The sequence below is a fragment of the Dietzia sp. NPDC055343 genome (genome assembly GCF_053645265.1).
The window spans coordinates 142607-159460 of the sequence record NZ_JBSHMJ010000003.1; the positions used below are offsets into that span (position 1 = coordinate 142607).

Sequence of the window (16854 nt, forward strand, 5' to 3'; positions counted from 1 at the left end):
CGGGTACACCCCCGGCGTCCCGCGCCGCGCCGCCGAGTCGAGCATCACAGCAGAAATCCCCTCCCGGCGCCGGTCGCCCAGGAACGGGTCAGAGCCACGCCACATGCGGCGCGATCAGCGCGTATCCCAGGAAAGCGAACACATCGAGCAGCGTGTGCGCCAGGATCAGCGGCCACAGTCGGCGCGTGCGCATCCACCACAGCGCGAACACGATCCCCATCGCCAGGTTGCCGACCCCGCCGCCGAAGCCCTGGTACAGGTGGTACGAGCCGCGCAACACCGCGGTACCGATCAGTGCGACCGCGGGCGGCACCCCGATCTGGCGCAACCGCACGAGCAGGTAGCCCACCACGAGGATCTCCTCGGCCGCCCCGTTGCCGGCCGCGGCGAGCACCAGCACGATCGGCCGCCACCACGTCTCCGTCAGCCCCGACGCGGAGACCTGCAGGTTGACACCGGCCGCGACCGCGCCCAGGTACAGCGCCAGGCCCGGGATCCCGATCACCGCCGTCAGCGCGAGCCCCCACCCCACCTGCCGCCAGGGTCGGTCGCGGACGAGCCCCACGGCCCGCGCACCGACCCCGGTGTGCGCCAGCAGCACCAGCGGCAGCAGGGCCCACGCGGTCAACCGCAGCACCCCGAGCGCCTGGTAGGCGAGGTCGAGCCAGGATTGTGTGGAACGGGAGACGTTGAGCGCCGCGGTCTGGTCCGCCAGGTCGGTGGGCGCGAGCATCGCGGAGACGAGGTCGAGCACGGCATAGAGGCCGGACAGTCCGAAGGTGACGAGGAGGACGACGACGACCTCGGCGATCAGCAGCCGCCGGACACGCCGGTCGCTGACGGGGTCGAATCGCGCCGAGTACCGGGCGAACGCCTCGCGGGGGGACAGGGCCCGTCGCAGCCCACCGGGCCGGGGCGCGGGATCCGAGGCTTCGCTGGTGCTGACTTGCACGTTCACGACGGCGCCCCGCTCAGTCCTGGAGTCGCACGTGCTCGACGATGCGCCCCATCCAGCGGGCGCCCGGGGAGGACTGCTGCTCGGTGGTCACGTACGCCACCCACCACCGCTGTTCGGGAACGCCGAACACCGCGGTGTAGACCAGCCCTCCGGCGTCGAGCCTGGCCGGGTCGTCGGGTACCACCACGTATGACACGGAAGCCCCGGATCCCGCCTCGTTCTCCACGGTGGCGGTGCGCCGGTCGTCCCGGACGCCGGTGACGCCCAGGACGTACTGCTGGATGGTCTCGGCGAGAGCGGTGGCGGCGCCTTCGTTGTCGGCGATCGCCGCGGCGGCGATACCCGGCTCGAGGGCGCCGGCGAGGATGCGGGTGTCCGGGGCCCGTCCCGACCCGACCGGCACGAGCTCGAGTGAGCCGAACTCGGCGTCGGCACGGGCCCGCCACCCCACCGGGACCACGATCTCCAGTCCCGATGCCTGGTCGAGGTGATAGTCGCCGTGCAGGGTCGAGTCACGGGGCAGCACCGACTCGGGGGCCGTGGCCACCGCGACCACGATGAGCAGGGCGAGCAGCCCCAACGCGACGTGGATCGTGCGGGGTCCCCGATTCTCCTCCGGGGTGAGGTGCGAGGCGTCCGGGGCGTCATCCGGGGCCGGGGTGTAGTCGGCCGCGAATTCCGGGCCGGTGGAGTCGTCGGAACCCATCGCTGGAGAGCGTAGCAACGCCAGGGGCACCAGGTCGGGCTGTGCGGACGCGGCGGGGGCGCACGGTGTAGACCTTAAGTCCATGACGGTGTCGCTTGAACTGCTCGGCCGTGGTCCCTCCCGGCCCGACCTGCTGGACGATCTCGTGGTGGACGAGGCCTCGATCGTGGAGGTGCTGGGCAGGTGGTCGGTCACGGCGCCGGTGGTGGTGGCGCCGGATCCGGTGACCGGGCAGCCGGCCCTCGACGAGGTCATGGAGGTGTTGGCAGGGGGGACCCCGGCCGTCGTCGACGTGGCTCCGGGGCTTGCCGCGATCGCCGGCACGGCGGCGCCCGCCGACCCGGCCGCACCGACCCCCGGCCCGGATCAGGCCCAGAGTGCCGCGCACCTCGCGGACCTGCTGGCGGTGGCCTCCCACGCCGGCGTGGGGTTCGGCTCGGGCCTCGTGCCCCGCTGCGCCGACGCCTCGCAGGTGTGGGCGCTGCTGTCCGGCGCGGTCGCCGCGATGACCGGAGCAGACATCCGGGCCGCGATCGCCGAGCCTGACCCGGCCCGGATCGTGGGCCTGTCCCGATCGGCACGGGAGGCGATCCGGGATGTCGTGACGTGCGTGCTCGTGCCGCATGATCAGCTCGCGACCATCGAGTCCGCCCTCAGCCCGGTGGACGACGACTGACGCTGGCTAGGCTTGTCGTCGTGGTCACCGTCGCCTACCTCGGCCCCCCCGGCACGTTCACCGATGCCGCCCTGCACCGATTCCGCGCCGACGCCCGGATAGCGGCCCTCCTCGCCGACGCCCGGGCCGTACCGGCCGGCACCCCGGATGAGGCGCTGGACCTGGTCCGCGCCGGCGACGCCGACTACGCGTGCGTCCCGTTCGAGAACTCGGTCGACGGCACCGTCAACCCCACCAGCGACGCCCTCGCGGTGGGGGGCCGGCTCCAGATCTTCGCGGAGACCCAGATCGACGTGGTCTTCTCCATCCTCGTCCGCCCCGGCACCACCGCGGAGGACGTGGCGGTCCTGCGCACCCACCCCGTGGCCGCCGCGCAGGTCCGACGCTGGGTCGGGGAGAACCTGCCGAAAGCGCGTATCGAGACCACCTCCTCCACCGCTGCCGGCGCCGAGGAGGTCGCCGCCGGGAGTGCCGACGCGACTGCCGCGCCCGCCCGCGCCGGGGAGATCAACGGGCTCGTCCCGCTCGCGGAGAACATCGCCGACGTCGGCGGGGCCCGCACCCGGTTCGTCCTGGTCGGCCGGCCCGCGCCGCCCACCCCGCGCACCGGCCACGACCGGACCTGCGTGATCTTCGGACTGCCCCATCAGCCAAACTCGCTGGTGCAGGCGCTGACCGAGTTGTCGATCCGTGACATCGATCTCACCCGCATCGGCTCGCGGCCCACACGCGTCGAGCGGTTCACCTACCTGTTCCACGTGGACCTCGTGGGCCACATCGACGACCCGATGGTCGCCGAGGCGCTCGTCGCCCTGCGGCACCGGACCGAGAGCCTGCGCTACCTGGGCTCGTGGCCCGTCGCCGATCTCGCGGAGGCCGGTTCGCCGCCGCCGGACCGCGCCGACGAGACGGCCTGGCTCGAGGGGCTCCGCCGCGGCGAGGGCGTCGGATGAGCGCCCGCCTGCACCTCGTCCGTCACGGGCAGACACCGTCCAACGTCGCCGGGGCGCTCGACACCGCGCTGCCGGGGGCGCCGCTGACCGAGCTCGGTCGCGAGCAGGCGGCGCTGGTGGGGCAGGAGCTGGCCGGCTCCGGGATCTCCCCGACCGTCGTGATGAGTTCCGAGGCGGCCCGGGCCCGCGAGACCGCCGGGCTCGTCGCCACCGAGATGGGCCTGCCGACGCAGGCCGTGCCCGGCGTCTACGAGGTGCAGGCCGGTCGCTACGAGATGCAGACCGGTGTCGAGGCGATGCTCGCCTACAACCGGCTCATGCGCGACTGGCTCGAGGCAGGCGACCTGACCGCGAGCCTGCCCGACGGGGAGAGCGCCCTCGACGTGCAGGACCGGACGATGCCGCTGGTCGCCGAACTGCGCGAGTCGTACCTCGACAACGGGATCGACGTGGTCCTGGTGGTGCACGGTGCGGTCATGCGGATGATGGCCGTGTTCGCCGGCGCCGCGCCCTCGCAGTGGGCCCTGGACAACCACATCGCCAACTGCGGGGTCATCGAGCTCGCCCCGGACGGTGGCGGCTGGTCGTGCGAGCGGTGGGGCGACCACCTGGGGCGGCCCGCGTTCTGACCCGGGACGGGGCCTCCGGGCCGGTGAGCGCGGCCGCGCTCAGCCCCAGCCGAGCTCGTGCAGGGTCTCCTCGCCGATGCCGAAGTGGTGGGCGATCTCGTGGATCACCGTCACCGCGACCTCGTGGACCAGTTGCTCCTCGGTCGAGCAGAAGTCGCACAGCGCGTCCCGGTAGATCGTGATGGTGTCCGGCAGGAATCCCGAATAGGTGGTGTCGCGCTCGGTCAGCGCCACGCCCTCGTAGAGGCCCAGCAGGCCCGGCTCGTCAGGGTTGCGGTCGGCGATGAGCACCACGACGTTGTCCATGGCCCGGAACAACGCGTCCGGCACCGAGTCCAGCGCGTCGTCGACCAGGTGCTCGAAGCGGGCTTCGTCGACCCTGATGCTCACGAGGCCCCGTCCGCGTCTGGCGTCACGGGTTTCCGCCGGGGACGGGCACCGAGATCGTGCTCTGGTCGCCGCCTGTCGTCGCCCCGGCCTCACCGCCCGGCTGCTGGCCCGGCGGCGGGATGATCGTGGTGGTGGGCGCGACCGGCGTCTGGCCGTCGACCAGCACGCCCTGCGTCGCCGAGCCCCGCAGTACCGCGAACGGCCCCGGATCCGCCGACCTCATCAGCCCGCAGTTGACCGTGCGGCTACCGGTGAGCCAGGACACCTCGGAGATCGGGTTGACCAGCGTCGAGATGAGGGTGCTGCGGCGAAGCGCCTCGCCGTCCCCGAAGTAGGCGATGCCGGCGTCCAGGCATGCCTGCGCGGTGAGTTCGGACTGCACCGACGGCTCCGGCGGGGTGGGGCCCTCCGGGAAGATCCCGGAGACGTCGAGGTCGTACACGATCTCGATCGAATGGTCCTCTGCACAGGGGATCGGCGCGCCGGGCAGCCCCTCGGCGGTGAACCCCAGGCACGTGCCGGGCTCCCACCGGCGGTGCTGATCCGCCTCGGCGAACAGTCCGGTCGACAGCGCCGAACGCCCGTCGAGCTCGGACGCGGCGACGCCGCACAGCACGCTGTGATCGCCCTTGTCCCACCCCTCCTGCGACGGCGGGACGACCAGACCGGTGAAGCGGCCCTCCGGATCGACCTCGCGGCCGCCCGCGTACTCGGTGACGAGGGGCAGGCAGCGGTCGGTCCCGACGGGGGCCAGGTCGGCGGAGTCCGGCAGCGGCTGGTCGTCGCCGAACCCGGGGACCTCGGAAAGGTCGATGCGGGCCGCGACCTCGAACCGGTGCGGCTGCGCGCAGTCGACCGTGTCGAACGATGACACCTGGTCGGCGGCGTCCACGGACCAGGTCAGACAGGTGCCCGCCGTGGCACCCGCATAGGCGGGGCCGGACAGCGTGCGCGGGTCGACCTGCGGCACCACGGCGGCGATTCGACCGGCGCGGTCGGAGCTCGGGTCGTTGATGGCCGAGACCATGAGCGCGCCCGTGACCGCCGCGCCGGAGAGGATCGCGACGAGTGAGGCCATGACCGCGCCCCGCGAACGGAGCAGGGACCGACCTTGATCAGAGGATCGGGAGGTGGGGGTCATCGCTCCTATGATGCCGTAATCCCGCCGTGGCGATAGGATCCCGGACATGAGCGGACACGACCACGAGCAGCAGGACGGGACCGACAGCGGTGCGCGTTCGCCGCGCGAAGGCGTGGACCCGGAGGTCCTCGAGTTCGCCCAGATGCTGTTCCAGCTGGCCAGAGACGGTGAGACCGAGCGGCTCGCCGCCTACGTCGACGCGGGCGTGACCCCGGATCTGACCAACGAGCGTGGTGACGCGCTTCTCATGCTGGCGGCCTACAACGGGCACCCGGAGACCGTCCGGGCGCTCGTCGAGCGCGGCGCGGAGGTGGACCGGGCCAATGATCGCGGTCAGACCCCGTTGGCCGGCGCCGTGTTCAAGGGCTACGGCGAGGTCGTCCGCATCCTCTTCGAGGCCGGCGCCGACCCGAACGGTGGCGTCCCCACCGCCATCGACACGGCGCGCATGTTCGAGAAGGACGCCTTCCTCGAGCTCTTCGGCGTCTGAGCCACCGGTCTCGAGTCGCTCCGCGCGGGGTGGAATGTGAGGTGGAGCCCGGATCGTCGGGTGGGACGGGGCCGCTAGGCTGGGGCCCGTGATCGATCTCAAGCTGCTCCGCGAGAACCCCGACCTCGTCCGCGACTCCCAGCGGACCCGTGGCGAGGACCCGACGCTGGTCGACCAGCTGCTGTCCGCCGACGAGTCCCGCCGGACGTCCATCGCGGCCGCCGACACCGCGCGTGGTGAGCAGAAGGCCCACGGCAAGAAGGTCGGCCAGGCCTCGCCCGAGGAGCGCCCGGCGCTGCTGGAGGCCGCCGGCGCGCTGAAGCAGGCCGTCAAGGACGCGGAGGAGTCGGAGAAGGCCGCCGCCGCCGAGGTCGACCGGATCCAGCGGCTGCTGTCCAACGTCGTCGAGGAGGGCACGCCCGCCGGCGGCGAGGACGATTTCGTGGAGATCGAGCGGATCGGCGAGATCCCGACCTTCGACTTCGAGCCCAGGGACCACCTCGAGCTGGGCGAGAGGCTGGGTCTGCTCGACATGGAGCGCGGCGCCAAGGTCTCCGGCGCCCGCTTCTACTTCCTCACCGGCTACGGCGCGCTCCTGCAGCTGGGCATGCTGCAGCTCGCCGCGCAGAAGGCCACCGCCAACGGGTTCACCCTGATGATCCCGCCGGTGCTCGTGCGCCCGGAGATCATGCAGGGCACCGGCTTCCTGGGCGCCCACGCCGACGAGGTCTACAAGCTCGAGGCCGACGACCTGTACCTGGTCGGCACCTCAGAGGTCGCGCTGGCCGGCTACCACCAGGGCGAGATCCTCGACCTGTCGGAGGGCCCCAAGCGCTACTGCGGTTGGTCCTCCTGCTTCCGTCGCGAGGCCGGCAGCCACGGCAAGGACACCCGCGGCATCATCCGTGTCCACCAGTTCGACAAGGTCGAGATGTTCTCCTGGTGCAAGCCGGAGGACGCCCACGCCGAGCACCAGCGCCTGCTGGGTTTCGAGAAGGAGATGCTGCAGGCCATGGGCCTGCCGTTCCGGGTGATCGACATCGCCGGCGGCGACCTGGGCTCCTCGGCCGCGCGCAAGTTCGATTGCGAGGCCTGGGTCCCCACGCAGGACGCCTACCGCGAGCTCACGTCCACCTCGAACTGCACCACCTTCCAGGCCCGCCGCCTCGGGGTGCGCTACCGCGACTCCACCGGTAAGCCGCAGACCGCGGCCACCCTCAACGGGACGCTCGCGACCACGCGCTGGCTCGTGGCGATCCTCGAGAACCACCAGCAGGCCGACGGCTCGGTCGTGGTCCCCGAGGCGCTGCGCCCGTTCGTCGGCAAGGACGTACTCGAGCCCCTCCGCTGACACCCGGCATCCGCTCCGGCGCCTGCTCGTCCGGACCGGATCCGCTCCCCGGGTGCGCTCCCGCGTGCGCACCGGCGGGAGCGGGGGTTCATCCCCGGGGAGCGTCTCTGCCCGGGGCCGGGGCCGAGGCCGGGGTCCGCGCGGACCCCGGTCAGGGGCGGAACAGCATCATCACGCCGCTCGCGCTGGCGCACGTGCGGCCGTCGGTGTCGGTGACCTTGGCCTGCACCACGCACGTCGACCGGCCCACGTGCTCGACCTCGGCGCTGATCGTCGCGGGCGTGCGCTCGAGGCGCAGGGCACGGATGTAGCGGACGGTGAGGTCGAGGGTGTTGTAGCCGACGCCCGGCTCGACGACGGTGGCCGTGGCATAGCCGAGCGCGGAGTCGACCCAGCCCGAGACGATCCCGCCGTGGACGGTGCCGCCGTTGTTGAGCGCCCACTCGGCGGGCGTGGCGGTCATGGTCACCGAGCCCTCCGCGGCGGCGGTGAGGCGTACCCCGAGGGTGTGTGCGCCGGGGGAGAGGTGGCGCTCGCCGCGGATGATCTCCTCGAGCGCCGCCAGGCCGGCGTGCACGCGCTCCGACGGGTCGGCGGGCGTGGCGGCCCAGGAGTATCGGCGGCTATGCGACTCGGGATCGACCGAGTCGAAGGGGGCGTGGTCCACGCCGCCGAACCTACACGGCCACGGACACGGCGGGCCGAGCGCGGCGTGGGCCGCTACGCTGTGGGGCGTGGAGCTGCTCTATACGGGGATCATCGGGTTCGCCCGCACGATGTTCAAGGTCCAGGGTCTGGACATCACCATGCGCGGGGAGCATCACTTCCCCGAAAAGGGCGGCGCGGTGGTGGTGATCAACCACACCGGGTACTTCGACTTCGTCTACGCCGGCATCCCGGCGCGTGAGCACAAGCGGTTCATCCGCTACATGGCCAAGGCCGAGGTGTTCGACCATTCGGTCGCGGGTCCGATCATGCGCGAGCTGCGGCACATCCCCGTCGACCGGGCGGCCGGCAAGCACTCGTTCGACGAGGCGGTCAGGCGGCTGCGCGCCGGCGAGCTGGTGGGCGTGTTCCCCGAGGCCACCATCAGCCGCAGTTTCGAGATCAAGGACTTCAAGTCCGGCGCGGTGCGAATGGCACTCGAGGCCGGCGTGCCGATCCTCGCGGTGACCATCTGGGGCTCACAGCGCGTGTGGACCAAGGGCCTGCCCAAGAAGCTGCTGCGGCCCCGGGTGCCCGTCATGATGGAGGTCAGCGAGCCGATCGAGGCCTACGAGCCCGCCGCCGAGTGCACCGCGCAGGTCCGCGCGCAGATGCAGGCCACCCTCGAGCGGCTGCAGGACGAGTACGCCGAGCGGTACGGCCCCTACCCGGCGGGGGCGAGCTGGGTCCCGGCGCGCCTCGGGGGATCGGCGCCGACACTCGAGGAGGCGTCGGTGCAGGACGAGGCCGAGCATGCCGAGCGACTGCGGCGCCATGCGGAGAAGGACGCCGCGCAGGGCGGTGGGTCGCCGGCGGGCGGTGCGGCCCCGCGATCCGGTGAACCCCGGGAGACCGACGACGGCGACCCCGTGACGGGTGGTCCGAACGTTCCGTGACCTCCTCCAGACCTCTGCTCGTCGCCTCGGATGTCGACGGCACCCTCATCGGCAGTGATCATCTCGTTCCGGCCGCCAACCGGGCGGTCGTCGAGGATATCGTGGCCGACGGCGCGTCGTTCGTCCTGGCCACGGGCCGGCCGCCGCGATGGATGTCCCAGATCGTCGACCAGCTCCCGGTGGCGCCGTTGGCGGTCTGCGCGAACGGCGCGGTGATCATGGACACCGACAGCGGCGAGTTCCTGGCCACCACGCTCCTGCAGCCGGACGCTCTCGTCGAGCTCGACGGGATCCTCCGGGAGCGCCTGCCGGGAAGCGGCATCGCGGCCGAGCGGCTCGGGCGCGACGCGGCCGACGCGGACTTCGTCGCGAGTCCCGACTACGAGCACGCGTGGATCAGCCTCGAGCACCTCGAGGTGGGGCATGACGAGGTTCTGTCCGAGCCGGTGCTCAAGCTCCTCGCCCGGGTTCCGGGAATGCCAAGCGCCGACATGGCCGGCGCACTGGAGGGGGCCGTCGAGCACCTCGCGGACATGACCTTCTCGACGACCGACGGGCTCATCGAGTTCGCCCCCCGCGGGGTCACCAAGGCCAGCGGTCTCACCGCGCTCACCTCAGGCGAGGTGGCGATCCCGGCCTCGGCGCGTTCGGCGTCCGCGCTCACGCGGGCCGGCGGGGGAGGGTCCGGCGGCGGCGTCACCGAGCGGATCGTCCCGGTGACCGTGGCGTTCGGCGACATGCCCAACGACGTGGAGATGCTGCGGTGGGCAGATCACGGGGTAGCCATGGGCAACGCGATCGCGTCGGTCCACGCGGTCGCGGACGAGGTGACGCTGAGCAACGATGACGCCGGTCTGGCGCACGTGCTGCGCCGCTGGTGGGTCTGAGTCACCCGCTCCTGCGTACCCGGCGCACAGCCGCGCGCCTCGATGAACTGCCGCTCCTGCCGGCGCGCGAGCGGGAGTTCACTTCGAGGGGCGGGAGTTCAGGCGCGGGAACGGATGCCCGCGGGCGCGGGATCGGATGCCGGCAGGCGCTGGCGCGGATGCCAGGGAGGTGTGGCCGGCAGCCGAGCGGGTCGACGAAATAGAGCACGGACCGGTCCCCACCACTTCCCCGGTGTGCCCGCCGCCCCGTGGTGGGGAGGCGGGCACACCTGGTGGGAGCCGGTCCGCGAGTCTGAGGGGTCCTACGGGTTCGGCTCGACCGAGATCTCCTTGGTGGCCGGGTCGTAGACCAGGGTGCCGCCGGTGAAGCGCTGGGCGACGGTCCCGTCCTCGCGCTCCGCCTCGCTGGACACCGGCAGGCCGAGCGGCCCGTGCTCGAAGCCCTGGGCGGCCCACGCGTCACCGATCACGCCCCACACCGGATGGGTTCCGGTCCCGGGGGAGGAGTACAGCGCACCGTTCTCGTGCTTGACCAGCGAGACGTCGCCGAACTTCTGGATCCCGGACAGCACCTTGCCCAGCGGCCCGCCGAACTGCGCGGCGAGCGCCGCGAAGTCGCCGCCGACCAGATCGCCGACCGAGCCCGTGTCGAACGGGATGTCCGCCAGGGTCATGCCGCCGGTGAGGGCGCGGGTCAGGGCGGGCACGTCGATCCGGCCGCCGTTCAGGACGGTCCGAAGCGCGGAGGTCACGGCCTCCTGGATGTCAGCCTTGTTGATGCCGGGCGCCTGCGAGCCTCCGCCTCCGCCGGTGGGCGAGCCGGAGTCGGGGTTGGACGGGGCGGCTCCGCCCCCGCCGCCGCCACCCTTGGCGTAGGAAGCCGCGATGTCACGGATCTGGCCCATCTTCGCGTAGCCGGCGTCGCCGGGACAGGTGGTGAGGCCGACGTCGCGGTGGGCGAAGATGTTCGGCAGTCGCACGGAGGTGCCGTAGCCGTACTTGGTGTACGAGGTGCCCTCGGAGTAGTGGGTGTCGGAGCCCTTGGGGTCGATACCGGCCACCGAGAGTCGCCAGCCGAGGATCTCGCCCACCTTACGGATGGTGACGTCGGGCGGGGTGAGGGTCGAGTAGTCGCCCATCATCGAGATGCCCCACGTGTTGCCGTTGAAGCCACCGGCGTGGGCGCCCTGGACGTTGCGGCTCAGGCCGCCGTGGCGGCCCTCGAAGGCCTGCCCGTACTTGTCGACCAGCACGTTGTAGCCGACGTCGCACCAGCCCAGGCTCTGGGCGTGGTAGGTGTAGATGCCGCGCATGACTCCTGCGGATTCTTCGCGGGAGTAGTTGTTGCTGCCGGCCGTGTGGTGGACGGTTGCTGCGGCGAGCGAGTCGTCGTACGTCGCGTTGCGGCAGCGCTGGGACTCGTTGGCGCCCCAGCCCGAACGGGTGATGATCGAGGGCTGCTTCGCGGCGATATCGCCGTCTGTGCCGGTCCCGCCGGTGGCCGAGACGTCGGCGAACGCGTCGGGGTCCGGGGTCGGGGTGGAGTCGGGGGAGAGCAGCACGGCCTGCACGGTGCTCGCGTCGAGCTCGCTGCTCTCGGCGACCGGCTTGATGTCCGCGAAGCGGGTCGGCACCGGCGGCGCCGCGTCGAACGCGGGCGTGGCCGGCGTGCTCGCGCGCTCCGGGGCGGTCTCGGCGGCCGGCGTGTCGGTGCGGGCCGCGATGTCCTCGTCGGCCGGCGTCTCGGCGGTGTCGGCATCAGCCTTGGCGTCGTCGTCGGAGCCGGCGGGCGCCTCGGCATCCGCGTCCGGCGCATCCGCCAGGGAGCTGTCGGACAGGTCGACGCCGCTGAGCGCGATCTGCACGGCCGTGGTGTCCAGGCCGAGGTAGACGGGCTCGGTGCCGCCGGTGCCTGTCGTGCTGTCGCCCTCGGCGTCGACCGACTCGGCCTCGAACCAGGGGCCCCACGAGCCGTCCGGGTTTTGGGCACGCACGTTGGCGACGGCCTCGGGGTGGGTTCCCTTCCAGGTGACGCCCATCATCGAGAACGGCGTCTCGGAGGTGACCTCCTTGACGGGGGACTGACCGCCGGCGATGTCCCGGTTCACGCCGGCCGCGGCGGGCGCCTCGGCGAGCGGAACCTGGACCTCGCCGGTGGGCAGACCGGTGCCGGCGGTGGTGGTGATGTCGTCGGAGGACTCGACCAACTGGTCAGGCCCGTACACGGCGAGGGGGGTGACGACGGACGCCGCGACCGCCACCGCAACGGCGAGGGTCCGGCGTCGACCGCTGAAATGCATAGGGCGGCGTCGTGTGCTCAAGGGCTTCTCCAGATCAGGTGTCTGCGGCCCGCGGCGTGGAGCCGCTGACCACTTCTCCCACCCCACCCCGCCGGCCGCGGGCGGGCCGCGGTCAGTGGGGCAGATGTGACGAACGGGGTCAATGTTAGCCAAGAAACGCGTGAAACCAAGTGGTACGGAAGTGAATTTTGGGATGACAGGCGTGTAGTTTCGAACCGGCGTACGACGACGACGACGTCCGACCAGCGCCGTGAGCGGATACCGGCGGTCGGCGGTCATCGGCAGATCAGATGCCCCCGGCGCGCCGCGGGATGGGCGAACTCGTCCGATGTGGGCGTTCCCGCGGTCGCCGACGGTGTCGTCGTCGTTGTCGTCGACCCTGCTCCGCCCCTCTGCCCGACCCCGCTCTGGTCGCCCACTACCGGCGCGCCATTAACCACCCCCCGACCCGACGGATACCCTGGGAACGAAGGACCCGCGCCGATCGGCGCGCGGCCTACTGACACGGCTGCGGAGAACCGCCGCGGCGCAGAAGTCTTCAGCGAAGGGGAAGTCGACGATGGCGGACGAGCGGCAGTGGGGCACCTACGACCTCATCGTGGTGGGGTCGGGTTTCTACGGTCTGACGGTCGCCGAGCGGGCGGCCACCGAGCTCGGTAAGCGCGTCCTCGTGCTCGACCGGCGCCACCACATCGGCGGCAACGCCTACTCGGAGGCGGAGCCCGAGACCGGGATCGAGATCCACAAGTACGGCGCCCACCTGTTCCACACCTCCAACGAGCGCGTGTGGGAGTACGTCAACAAGTTCACCGACTTCACCGGGTACCAGCATCGGGTGTTCTGCATGTACTCCGGTACCGCCTACCAGTTCCCCATGGGCCTGGGCCTGATCAACCAGTTCTTCGGCCGCTACTACTCGCCGGACGAGGCGCGCGAGCTCATCGCCGAGCAGGCCGCCGAGTTCTCCTCCGACGAGGCCGCGAACTTCGAGGAGAAGGCCATCTCGCTGATCGGGCGCCCGCTGTACGAGGCGTTCATCAAGGGCTACACCGCCAAGCAGTGGCAGACCGACCCCAAGAACCTGCCCGCCGGCAACATCACCCGGCTGCCCGTACGCTACAACTTCGACAACCGCTACTTCTCGGACACCTACGAGGGACTGCCGGTCGACGGATACACCGCGTGGCTCGAGAACATGGCGGCGGACGAGAAGATCGACGTGGTGCTCGACACCGACTGGTTCGATGTCCGCGAGGCCGTGCGCGCCGCGAGCCCGGACGCGCCCGTCGTCTACACCGGCCCGCTCGACCGCTACTTCGACTACGCCGACGGCGAACTCGGCTGGCGCACCCTGGACTTCGAGATGGAGGTCCTGCCCACCGGCGACTTCCAGGGCACCCCGGTGATGAACTACAACGACGCCGAGGTCGAGTTCACCCGCATCCACGAGTTCCGCCACTTCCACCCGGAGCGCAAGAACTACCCCACGGACAAGACCGTGATCATGCGCGAGTTCAGCCGCTTCGCCGAGCGCGACGACGAGCCGTACTACCCGATCAACGAGTCCACCGACCGCGAGCGGCTGGCCGCCTACCGCGACCGGGCCAAGGCCGAGACCGCCGCCAACAAGGTGCTCTTCGGTGGCCGCCTGGGCACCTACCAGTACCTCGACATGCACATGGCCATCGCCTCCGCGCTGACCATGTTCGAGAACACTCTCGCGCCGCACCTGCGCGACGGGGCGCCGCTCGCGGACTGACGCGGTGCCCGCGACCTGACGCAATGCGCCGCTGAGCGGGCCGCGCAGCCCCGTCGCCGCCCAGCCCCGCCGGCGTCGAGCAGAGGGTTCGGCACACATCTACTCGGCTGATGTGGGCCGAACTCTCTTGAGGATGCCTGGGCCGCCGAGGTTAGGGCTGCTCGGCGAGGGCGGCCACGATCTCGGCCCGCTGAGCCGGGTGCACCAGCGTCGGTCGGGCCTCACCGAGATGGACCAGCACCGGCGTCACGGAGGCCCAGAAGCGGCTCAGCGAACTCAGGCCCGCGTTCTCCGCGTGCGCCTGGATCCGCTCGGCGGCGGAATCGTCCGGCTGCGGCAGGTGCAGGTCCGGTCGCTTACCGATGATCTGGTTGTCCTTGCGCTCGGAGATGACGAAGCCCAGCGCGAACCCCACCGAGCGTGGCAGGTCGCCGCAGAGCAGCACGGTCGCCTCCGGGTAGTCGTCGAGGACGTGCTCGATCGCTCCCGATAGCTCGACCACCAGGGTGGCGAAGGCCTTCGGGTCTATTTTCCGTCCGCTGGACCCCGGGATCCACCGGCCGACGGGAAGCTCCCACGGACGCAGGTGCACCTCCCCGCCGACGCTCTCGACGGGGCCCGCCACGATCACCACGTCGCAGGTGTCCCGCAGCGGATACTGCGCGTCGACCTCGGACACCGGCCCGGTCGGCCCCACCTGCAACGACAGCCAGACCCGCCTCACCTCGTGACGGTCGACGCGAGGGTCGACGACGGTCGTCAGCGTGATGTCCGGGTCGGGCGTCTCGTGGTGGGTGGCCCAGTCACGCGAGGACCACTCGTCGTAGCCATCGTCGAAGTACACCGTCCGCATCCCGGTGTCCCCGCCCGGGATTCGCGTCGACCGCGGCTCCTCCGGCACTTCGGCGAGCGAGGTCCGCTCCCGCAACAGGACGTCGTAGCCCACCGACAGCGCGGCGGGGAACGAGAGATTGGGGGCGAACAGGTAGCCGGTGGCCTCGTCGTCGTCGTTCATCGCGCGTTCCAGCTCGTCGGACACCCGCGCGACGTCGGCGCGCAGGTCCAGGACGTCACCCACCGCGCCGAACCAGCCGGTGGCCGTGCGGAAATCGAGGCTACGCGCCCGGGCCATGTCCATCGCGCCCCGAAGGTGATCCGCGGAGGCGGCCGGCAGCAGGCGCAGGTAGTACAGCGTGCCGTTGCGGTTGATCATCCAGTGCCGCAGCGCCATCATCGCGATCAGGAGTCCGGCGGAGCCCAGGAACCACGCAAGCCGCGCCTGCGATGTGCAGTGGTGGGACCACAGATCCGGGATGCCGGAGATGGTGCAGGAGCCGTCCGCGCTGATGATGTCATCCGCCACGAGGCCGCCGAACGCGGTGGTCAACGCGATGGTGACGGCGATGAGGGTTTCCACGACGAGCATGGGCCAAAGGTAGCCCGGTTCGAGTTCGGGCGGACCTGAGGCCGGGGGATCGATCGCCCGCGGGGGTTAGGCTTCCGGCATGACACGAGCGACCTCGCCAGTGCTCCGACTACTCGTGGCGCTTGTCGGCGCTGCGCTGTTCCTGCTCTCGGCCGGGCACCTCGCCGGCGGCCCCGCGGCACGGGCCCAGGCGCCCGCTTCCGCGCCGGCTCCCGCCGAGACCGCGCCCGCGACGACGGTGTCGGTGGGCGTCACCGACCGCGCGGGACTGCTGTCGGCCGGCGACGACGACCTGCTGCGCACCGAGACGCCGCGGATCGACTTCCCGCCGCAGGTGCGGCACGTCGAGTACCTGGTCTTCGACGACGGGGGTAGCAACCTCAACGACACGACCCTGGAGTTCGCCGAGGACGAGCGTCCGGACCTGCTGGCCGAGGACCGGAAGAAGTGGGCGCCGGGGACGCTGATCGTGTCCAACGACGCCGAGGCGCGCGACGTCGGCCTCTACTGCGGCGACGACGTGTGCGTGGCCATGGACCTCTTCGAGGGATCGCACCTGGACGGCTCACTCGAGGCGATGAAGGACCCGATGCGGCGCGACAACACCGCCGTCGGACTGCTCGCCGGGGCGAAGGCCGCCGCCGATCCCACGGTCCTCGCGCCCGAATTCGAGGGCATGCCGTCCTGGCTGCCGTGGGCGCTCGGCGGTGCGGGAGTGGTGGGTGCGGGTGCCATCGGTGCTACCGTGGCGGGCGTCCGCAAGAAGAAGGCCGCCACTGCTCGGGAGCGCTACGACCGGATCTCTCGCGAATACGGGCGGATCGCGGGCGAGCTCGGCGGGCTGGACGTTCGAGCCAACTCCCTGCGGTCTCCGCTGGCCGACGACGAACTGCGTGGGCAATGGGCCGACGTGCGGGACCGGTTCCTCGAGGTGGACGCGATCATGGGCCGGATCGGCGACCTGCGGCCCGAGTCCGCGGACGCCGAGTTCCGGGCGGCGGCCGCCGACATCGAGACCGCCCACACCACTGTCGACCAGATGGAGACGGCGGCGAAGAACATCGATCAGCTCTTCCGCATGGAGCAGGGCGATGCCGACGTGCGGCGCCGCCAGCTGGGCGAGCTCCGCGAGGACATGGGCGCCGCCGCGCTGGGTGCCGAGGACGCGAGGCTGTCGTCCGAGGCCAGGGAGCTGGAGGCACGAGCCGACGACCTGGCCCGGGACACCGGCGCCACCGACTTCATGGATCGCTACGCCCGGTTGGTCGTGGACTACCGGCTGGTCGTCGAAGCCATCCGCGAGCGCGAGATGTCGGACGTCGAGGCCGCCGCGGACGCCGGCGACCGCCACGCGCCGCGGCTGTACGACCGCGACTGGCGCGCAGGCTACGGCTACAACGGCTTCGTGCCGTTCTACGTGGCCTCGAGCTGGCACTCCCACGACGTGCAGGCGGCGCAGGCGTCGAGCTCCACGAACACCGGGTACTCGAACGCGTCGTTCTCCGGCGGTGGCGGGTCCAGCGGGTACTGACCCCGCCGCCCTCGTGGCACGCCGCCCCACCACCCGTCGCCCCATCACCCGTCGCC

At 71.6% G+C, this 16854-nt stretch carries 16 protein-coding genes; 9 read left to right on the forward strand and 7 right to left on the reverse strand.

The window, feature by feature from the left end; genetic code table 11:
- Positions 1-88: 88 nt before the first annotated feature.
- Together ACWIE7_RS02630 and ACWIE7_RS02635 are read right to left on the reverse strand one after the other, a co-directional pair.
- The gene (locus ACWIE7_RS02630; protein ID WP_452099827.1) at positions 89-889 is read right to left on the reverse strand and encodes a CPBP family intramembrane glutamic endopeptidase; all 801 of its coding nucleotides are present in this window, start codon (positions 887-889) and stop codon (positions 89-91) included.
- A gap of 82 nt (positions 890-971) precedes the next feature.
- Positions 972-1664 carry an APA family fibronectin-binding glycoprotein gene (locus ACWIE7_RS02635; RefSeq protein ID WP_452099801.1) on the reverse strand — a complete coding sequence of 231 codons (693 nt, stop codon included), beginning with the start codon at positions 1662-1664 and terminating at the stop codon, positions 972-974.
- 82 nt (positions 1665-1746) lie between these two features.
- Between ACWIE7_RS02635 and ACWIE7_RS02640 the strand changes: the two genes are divergently transcribed.
- The 3 genes from ACWIE7_RS02640 to ACWIE7_RS02650 are packed head-to-tail and all read left to right on the forward strand — an operon-like array spanning position 1747 to position 3922.
- Positions 1747-2340 (forward strand): hypothetical protein, encoded by a 594-nt coding sequence (locus ACWIE7_RS02640; RefSeq protein ID WP_452099802.1) that lies wholly within the window; start codon positions 1747-1749, stop codon positions 2338-2340.
- Positions 2341-2360: 20 nt separating this feature from the next.
- Positions 2361-3293, forward strand: coding sequence for a prephenate dehydratase (gene pheA / locus ACWIE7_RS02645; RefSeq protein WP_452099803.1), 933 nt, complete (start codon positions 2361-2363; stop codon positions 3291-3293).
- Complete coding sequence (locus ACWIE7_RS02650; protein ID WP_230931146.1) at positions 3290-3922, forward strand: histidine phosphatase family protein; 633 nt, start codon at positions 3290-3292, stop codon at positions 3920-3922. Before pheA ends, ACWIE7_RS02650 begins: the two co-directional genes overlap by 4 nt.
- A 39-nt stretch (positions 3923-3961) precedes the next feature.
- Here ACWIE7_RS02650 and ACWIE7_RS02655 read toward each other — a convergent pair whose 3' ends face one another.
- Positions 3962-4312: a metallopeptidase family protein gene (locus ACWIE7_RS02655; protein ID WP_295650728.1), complete on the reverse strand. Its 351-nt coding sequence runs from the start codon at positions 4310-4312 to the stop codon at positions 3962-3964.
- 22 nt (positions 4313-4334) lie between these two features.
- Complete coding sequence (locus ACWIE7_RS02660) at positions 4335-5453, reverse strand: septum formation family protein (protein WP_452099804.1); 1119 nt, start codon at positions 5451-5453, stop codon at positions 4335-4337.
- 142 nt (positions 5454-5595) lie between these two features.
- Between ACWIE7_RS02660 and ACWIE7_RS02665 the strand changes: the two genes are divergently transcribed.
- Together ACWIE7_RS02665 and serS are read left to right on the forward strand one after the other, a co-directional pair.
- Complete coding sequence (locus ACWIE7_RS02665; RefSeq protein WP_230931205.1) at positions 5596-5943, forward strand: ankyrin repeat domain-containing protein; 348 nt, start codon at positions 5596-5598, stop codon at positions 5941-5943.
- Between the two features lie 88 nt (positions 5944-6031).
- Positions 6032-7294, forward strand: a complete 1263-nt coding sequence (serS, locus tag ACWIE7_RS02670; protein ID WP_452099805.1) for a serine--tRNA ligase — start codon at positions 6032-6034, stop codon at positions 7292-7294.
- A 151-nt stretch (positions 7295-7445) separates the two neighbouring features.
- Here serS and ACWIE7_RS02675 read toward each other — a convergent pair whose 3' ends face one another.
- Entirely contained in the window at positions 7446-7961 is a 516-nt protein-coding gene (locus ACWIE7_RS02675; protein ID WP_452099806.1) for a PaaI family thioesterase, read from the reverse strand.
- 67 nt (positions 7962-8028) lie between these two features.
- On the opposite strand from ACWIE7_RS02675, the gene ACWIE7_RS02680 reads away from it, so the two are divergent.
- Together ACWIE7_RS02680 and ACWIE7_RS02685 are read left to right on the forward strand one after the other, a co-directional pair.
- On the forward strand, positions 8029-8895 hold the full coding sequence (locus tag ACWIE7_RS02680; protein ID WP_452099807.1) for a lysophospholipid acyltransferase family protein: 867 nt from the start codon (positions 8029-8031) through the stop codon (positions 8893-8895).
- Positions 8892-9782 carry an HAD family hydrolase gene (locus tag ACWIE7_RS02685; protein WP_452099808.1) on the forward strand — a complete coding sequence of 297 codons (891 nt, stop codon included), beginning with the start codon at positions 8892-8894 and terminating at the stop codon, positions 9780-9782. The genes ACWIE7_RS02680 and ACWIE7_RS02685 overlap by 4 nt, the downstream gene beginning before the upstream one ends.
- A 302-nt stretch (positions 9783-10084) precedes the next feature.
- Here the strand turns inward: ACWIE7_RS02685 and ACWIE7_RS02690 are convergent, their stop codons facing one another.
- Positions 10085-12103 carry an N-acetylmuramoyl-L-alanine amidase gene (locus tag ACWIE7_RS02690; RefSeq protein ID WP_452099809.1) on the reverse strand — a complete coding sequence of 673 codons (2019 nt, stop codon included), beginning with the start codon at positions 12101-12103 and terminating at the stop codon, positions 10085-10087.
- Between the two features lie 538 nt (positions 12104-12641).
- Here ACWIE7_RS02690 and glf point away from each other — a divergent pair.
- A complete protein-coding gene (gene glf, locus ACWIE7_RS02695; protein WP_295650709.1) occupies positions 12642-13841 on the forward strand; it encodes a UDP-galactopyranose mutase in 1200 nt (399 codons plus the stop codon).
- A 151-nt stretch (positions 13842-13992) separates the two neighbouring features.
- Here the strand turns inward: glf and ACWIE7_RS02700 are convergent, their stop codons facing one another.
- A complete protein-coding gene (locus tag ACWIE7_RS02700; RefSeq protein WP_454068529.1) occupies positions 13993-15267 on the reverse strand; it encodes a hypothetical protein in 1275 nt (424 codons plus the stop codon).
- A gap of 79 nt (positions 15268-15346) precedes the next feature.
- On the opposite strand from ACWIE7_RS02700, the gene ACWIE7_RS02705 reads away from it, so the two are divergent.
- Positions 15347-16798 (forward strand): DUF5129 domain-containing protein, encoded by a 1452-nt coding sequence (locus tag ACWIE7_RS02705; protein ID WP_454068530.1) that lies wholly within the window; start codon positions 15347-15349, stop codon positions 16796-16798.
- Positions 16799-16854 lie beyond the last annotated feature (56 nt).

What these genes read in the sequence shown, in the direction of transcription:
- ACWIE7_RS02635 (WP_452099801.1), bottom strand. Translation starts at nt 1,664, where the DNA reads ATGGGTTCCGACGACTCCACCGGCCCGGAATTCGCGGCCGACTACACC.
- ACWIE7_RS02700 (WP_454068529.1), bottom strand. Translation starts at nt 15,267, where the DNA reads ATGCTCGTCGTGGAAACCCTCATCGCCGTCACCATCGCGTTGACCACC.
- ACWIE7_RS02660 (WP_452099804.1), bottom strand. Translation starts at nt 5,453, where the DNA reads ATGACCCCCACCTCCCGATCCTCTGATCAAGGTCGGTCCCTGCTCCGT.
- ACWIE7_RS02705 (WP_454068530.1), top strand. Translation starts at nt 15,347, where the DNA reads ATGACACGAGCGACCTCGCCAGTGCTCCGACTACTCGTGGCGCTTGTC.
- glf (WP_295650709.1), top strand. Translation starts at nt 12,642, where the DNA reads ATGGCGGACGAGCGGCAGTGGGGCACCTACGACCTCATCGTGGTGGGG.
- ACWIE7_RS02640 (WP_452099802.1), top strand. Translation starts at nt 1,747, where the DNA reads ATGACGGTGTCGCTTGAACTGCTCGGCCGTGGTCCCTCCCGGCCCGAC.
- ACWIE7_RS02650 (WP_230931146.1), top strand. Translation starts at nt 3,290, where the DNA reads ATGAGCGCCCGCCTGCACCTCGTCCGTCACGGGCAGACACCGTCCAAC.
- ACWIE7_RS02665 (WP_230931205.1), top strand. Translation starts at nt 5,596, where the DNA reads ATGCTGTTCCAGCTGGCCAGAGACGGTGAGACCGAGCGGCTCGCCGCC.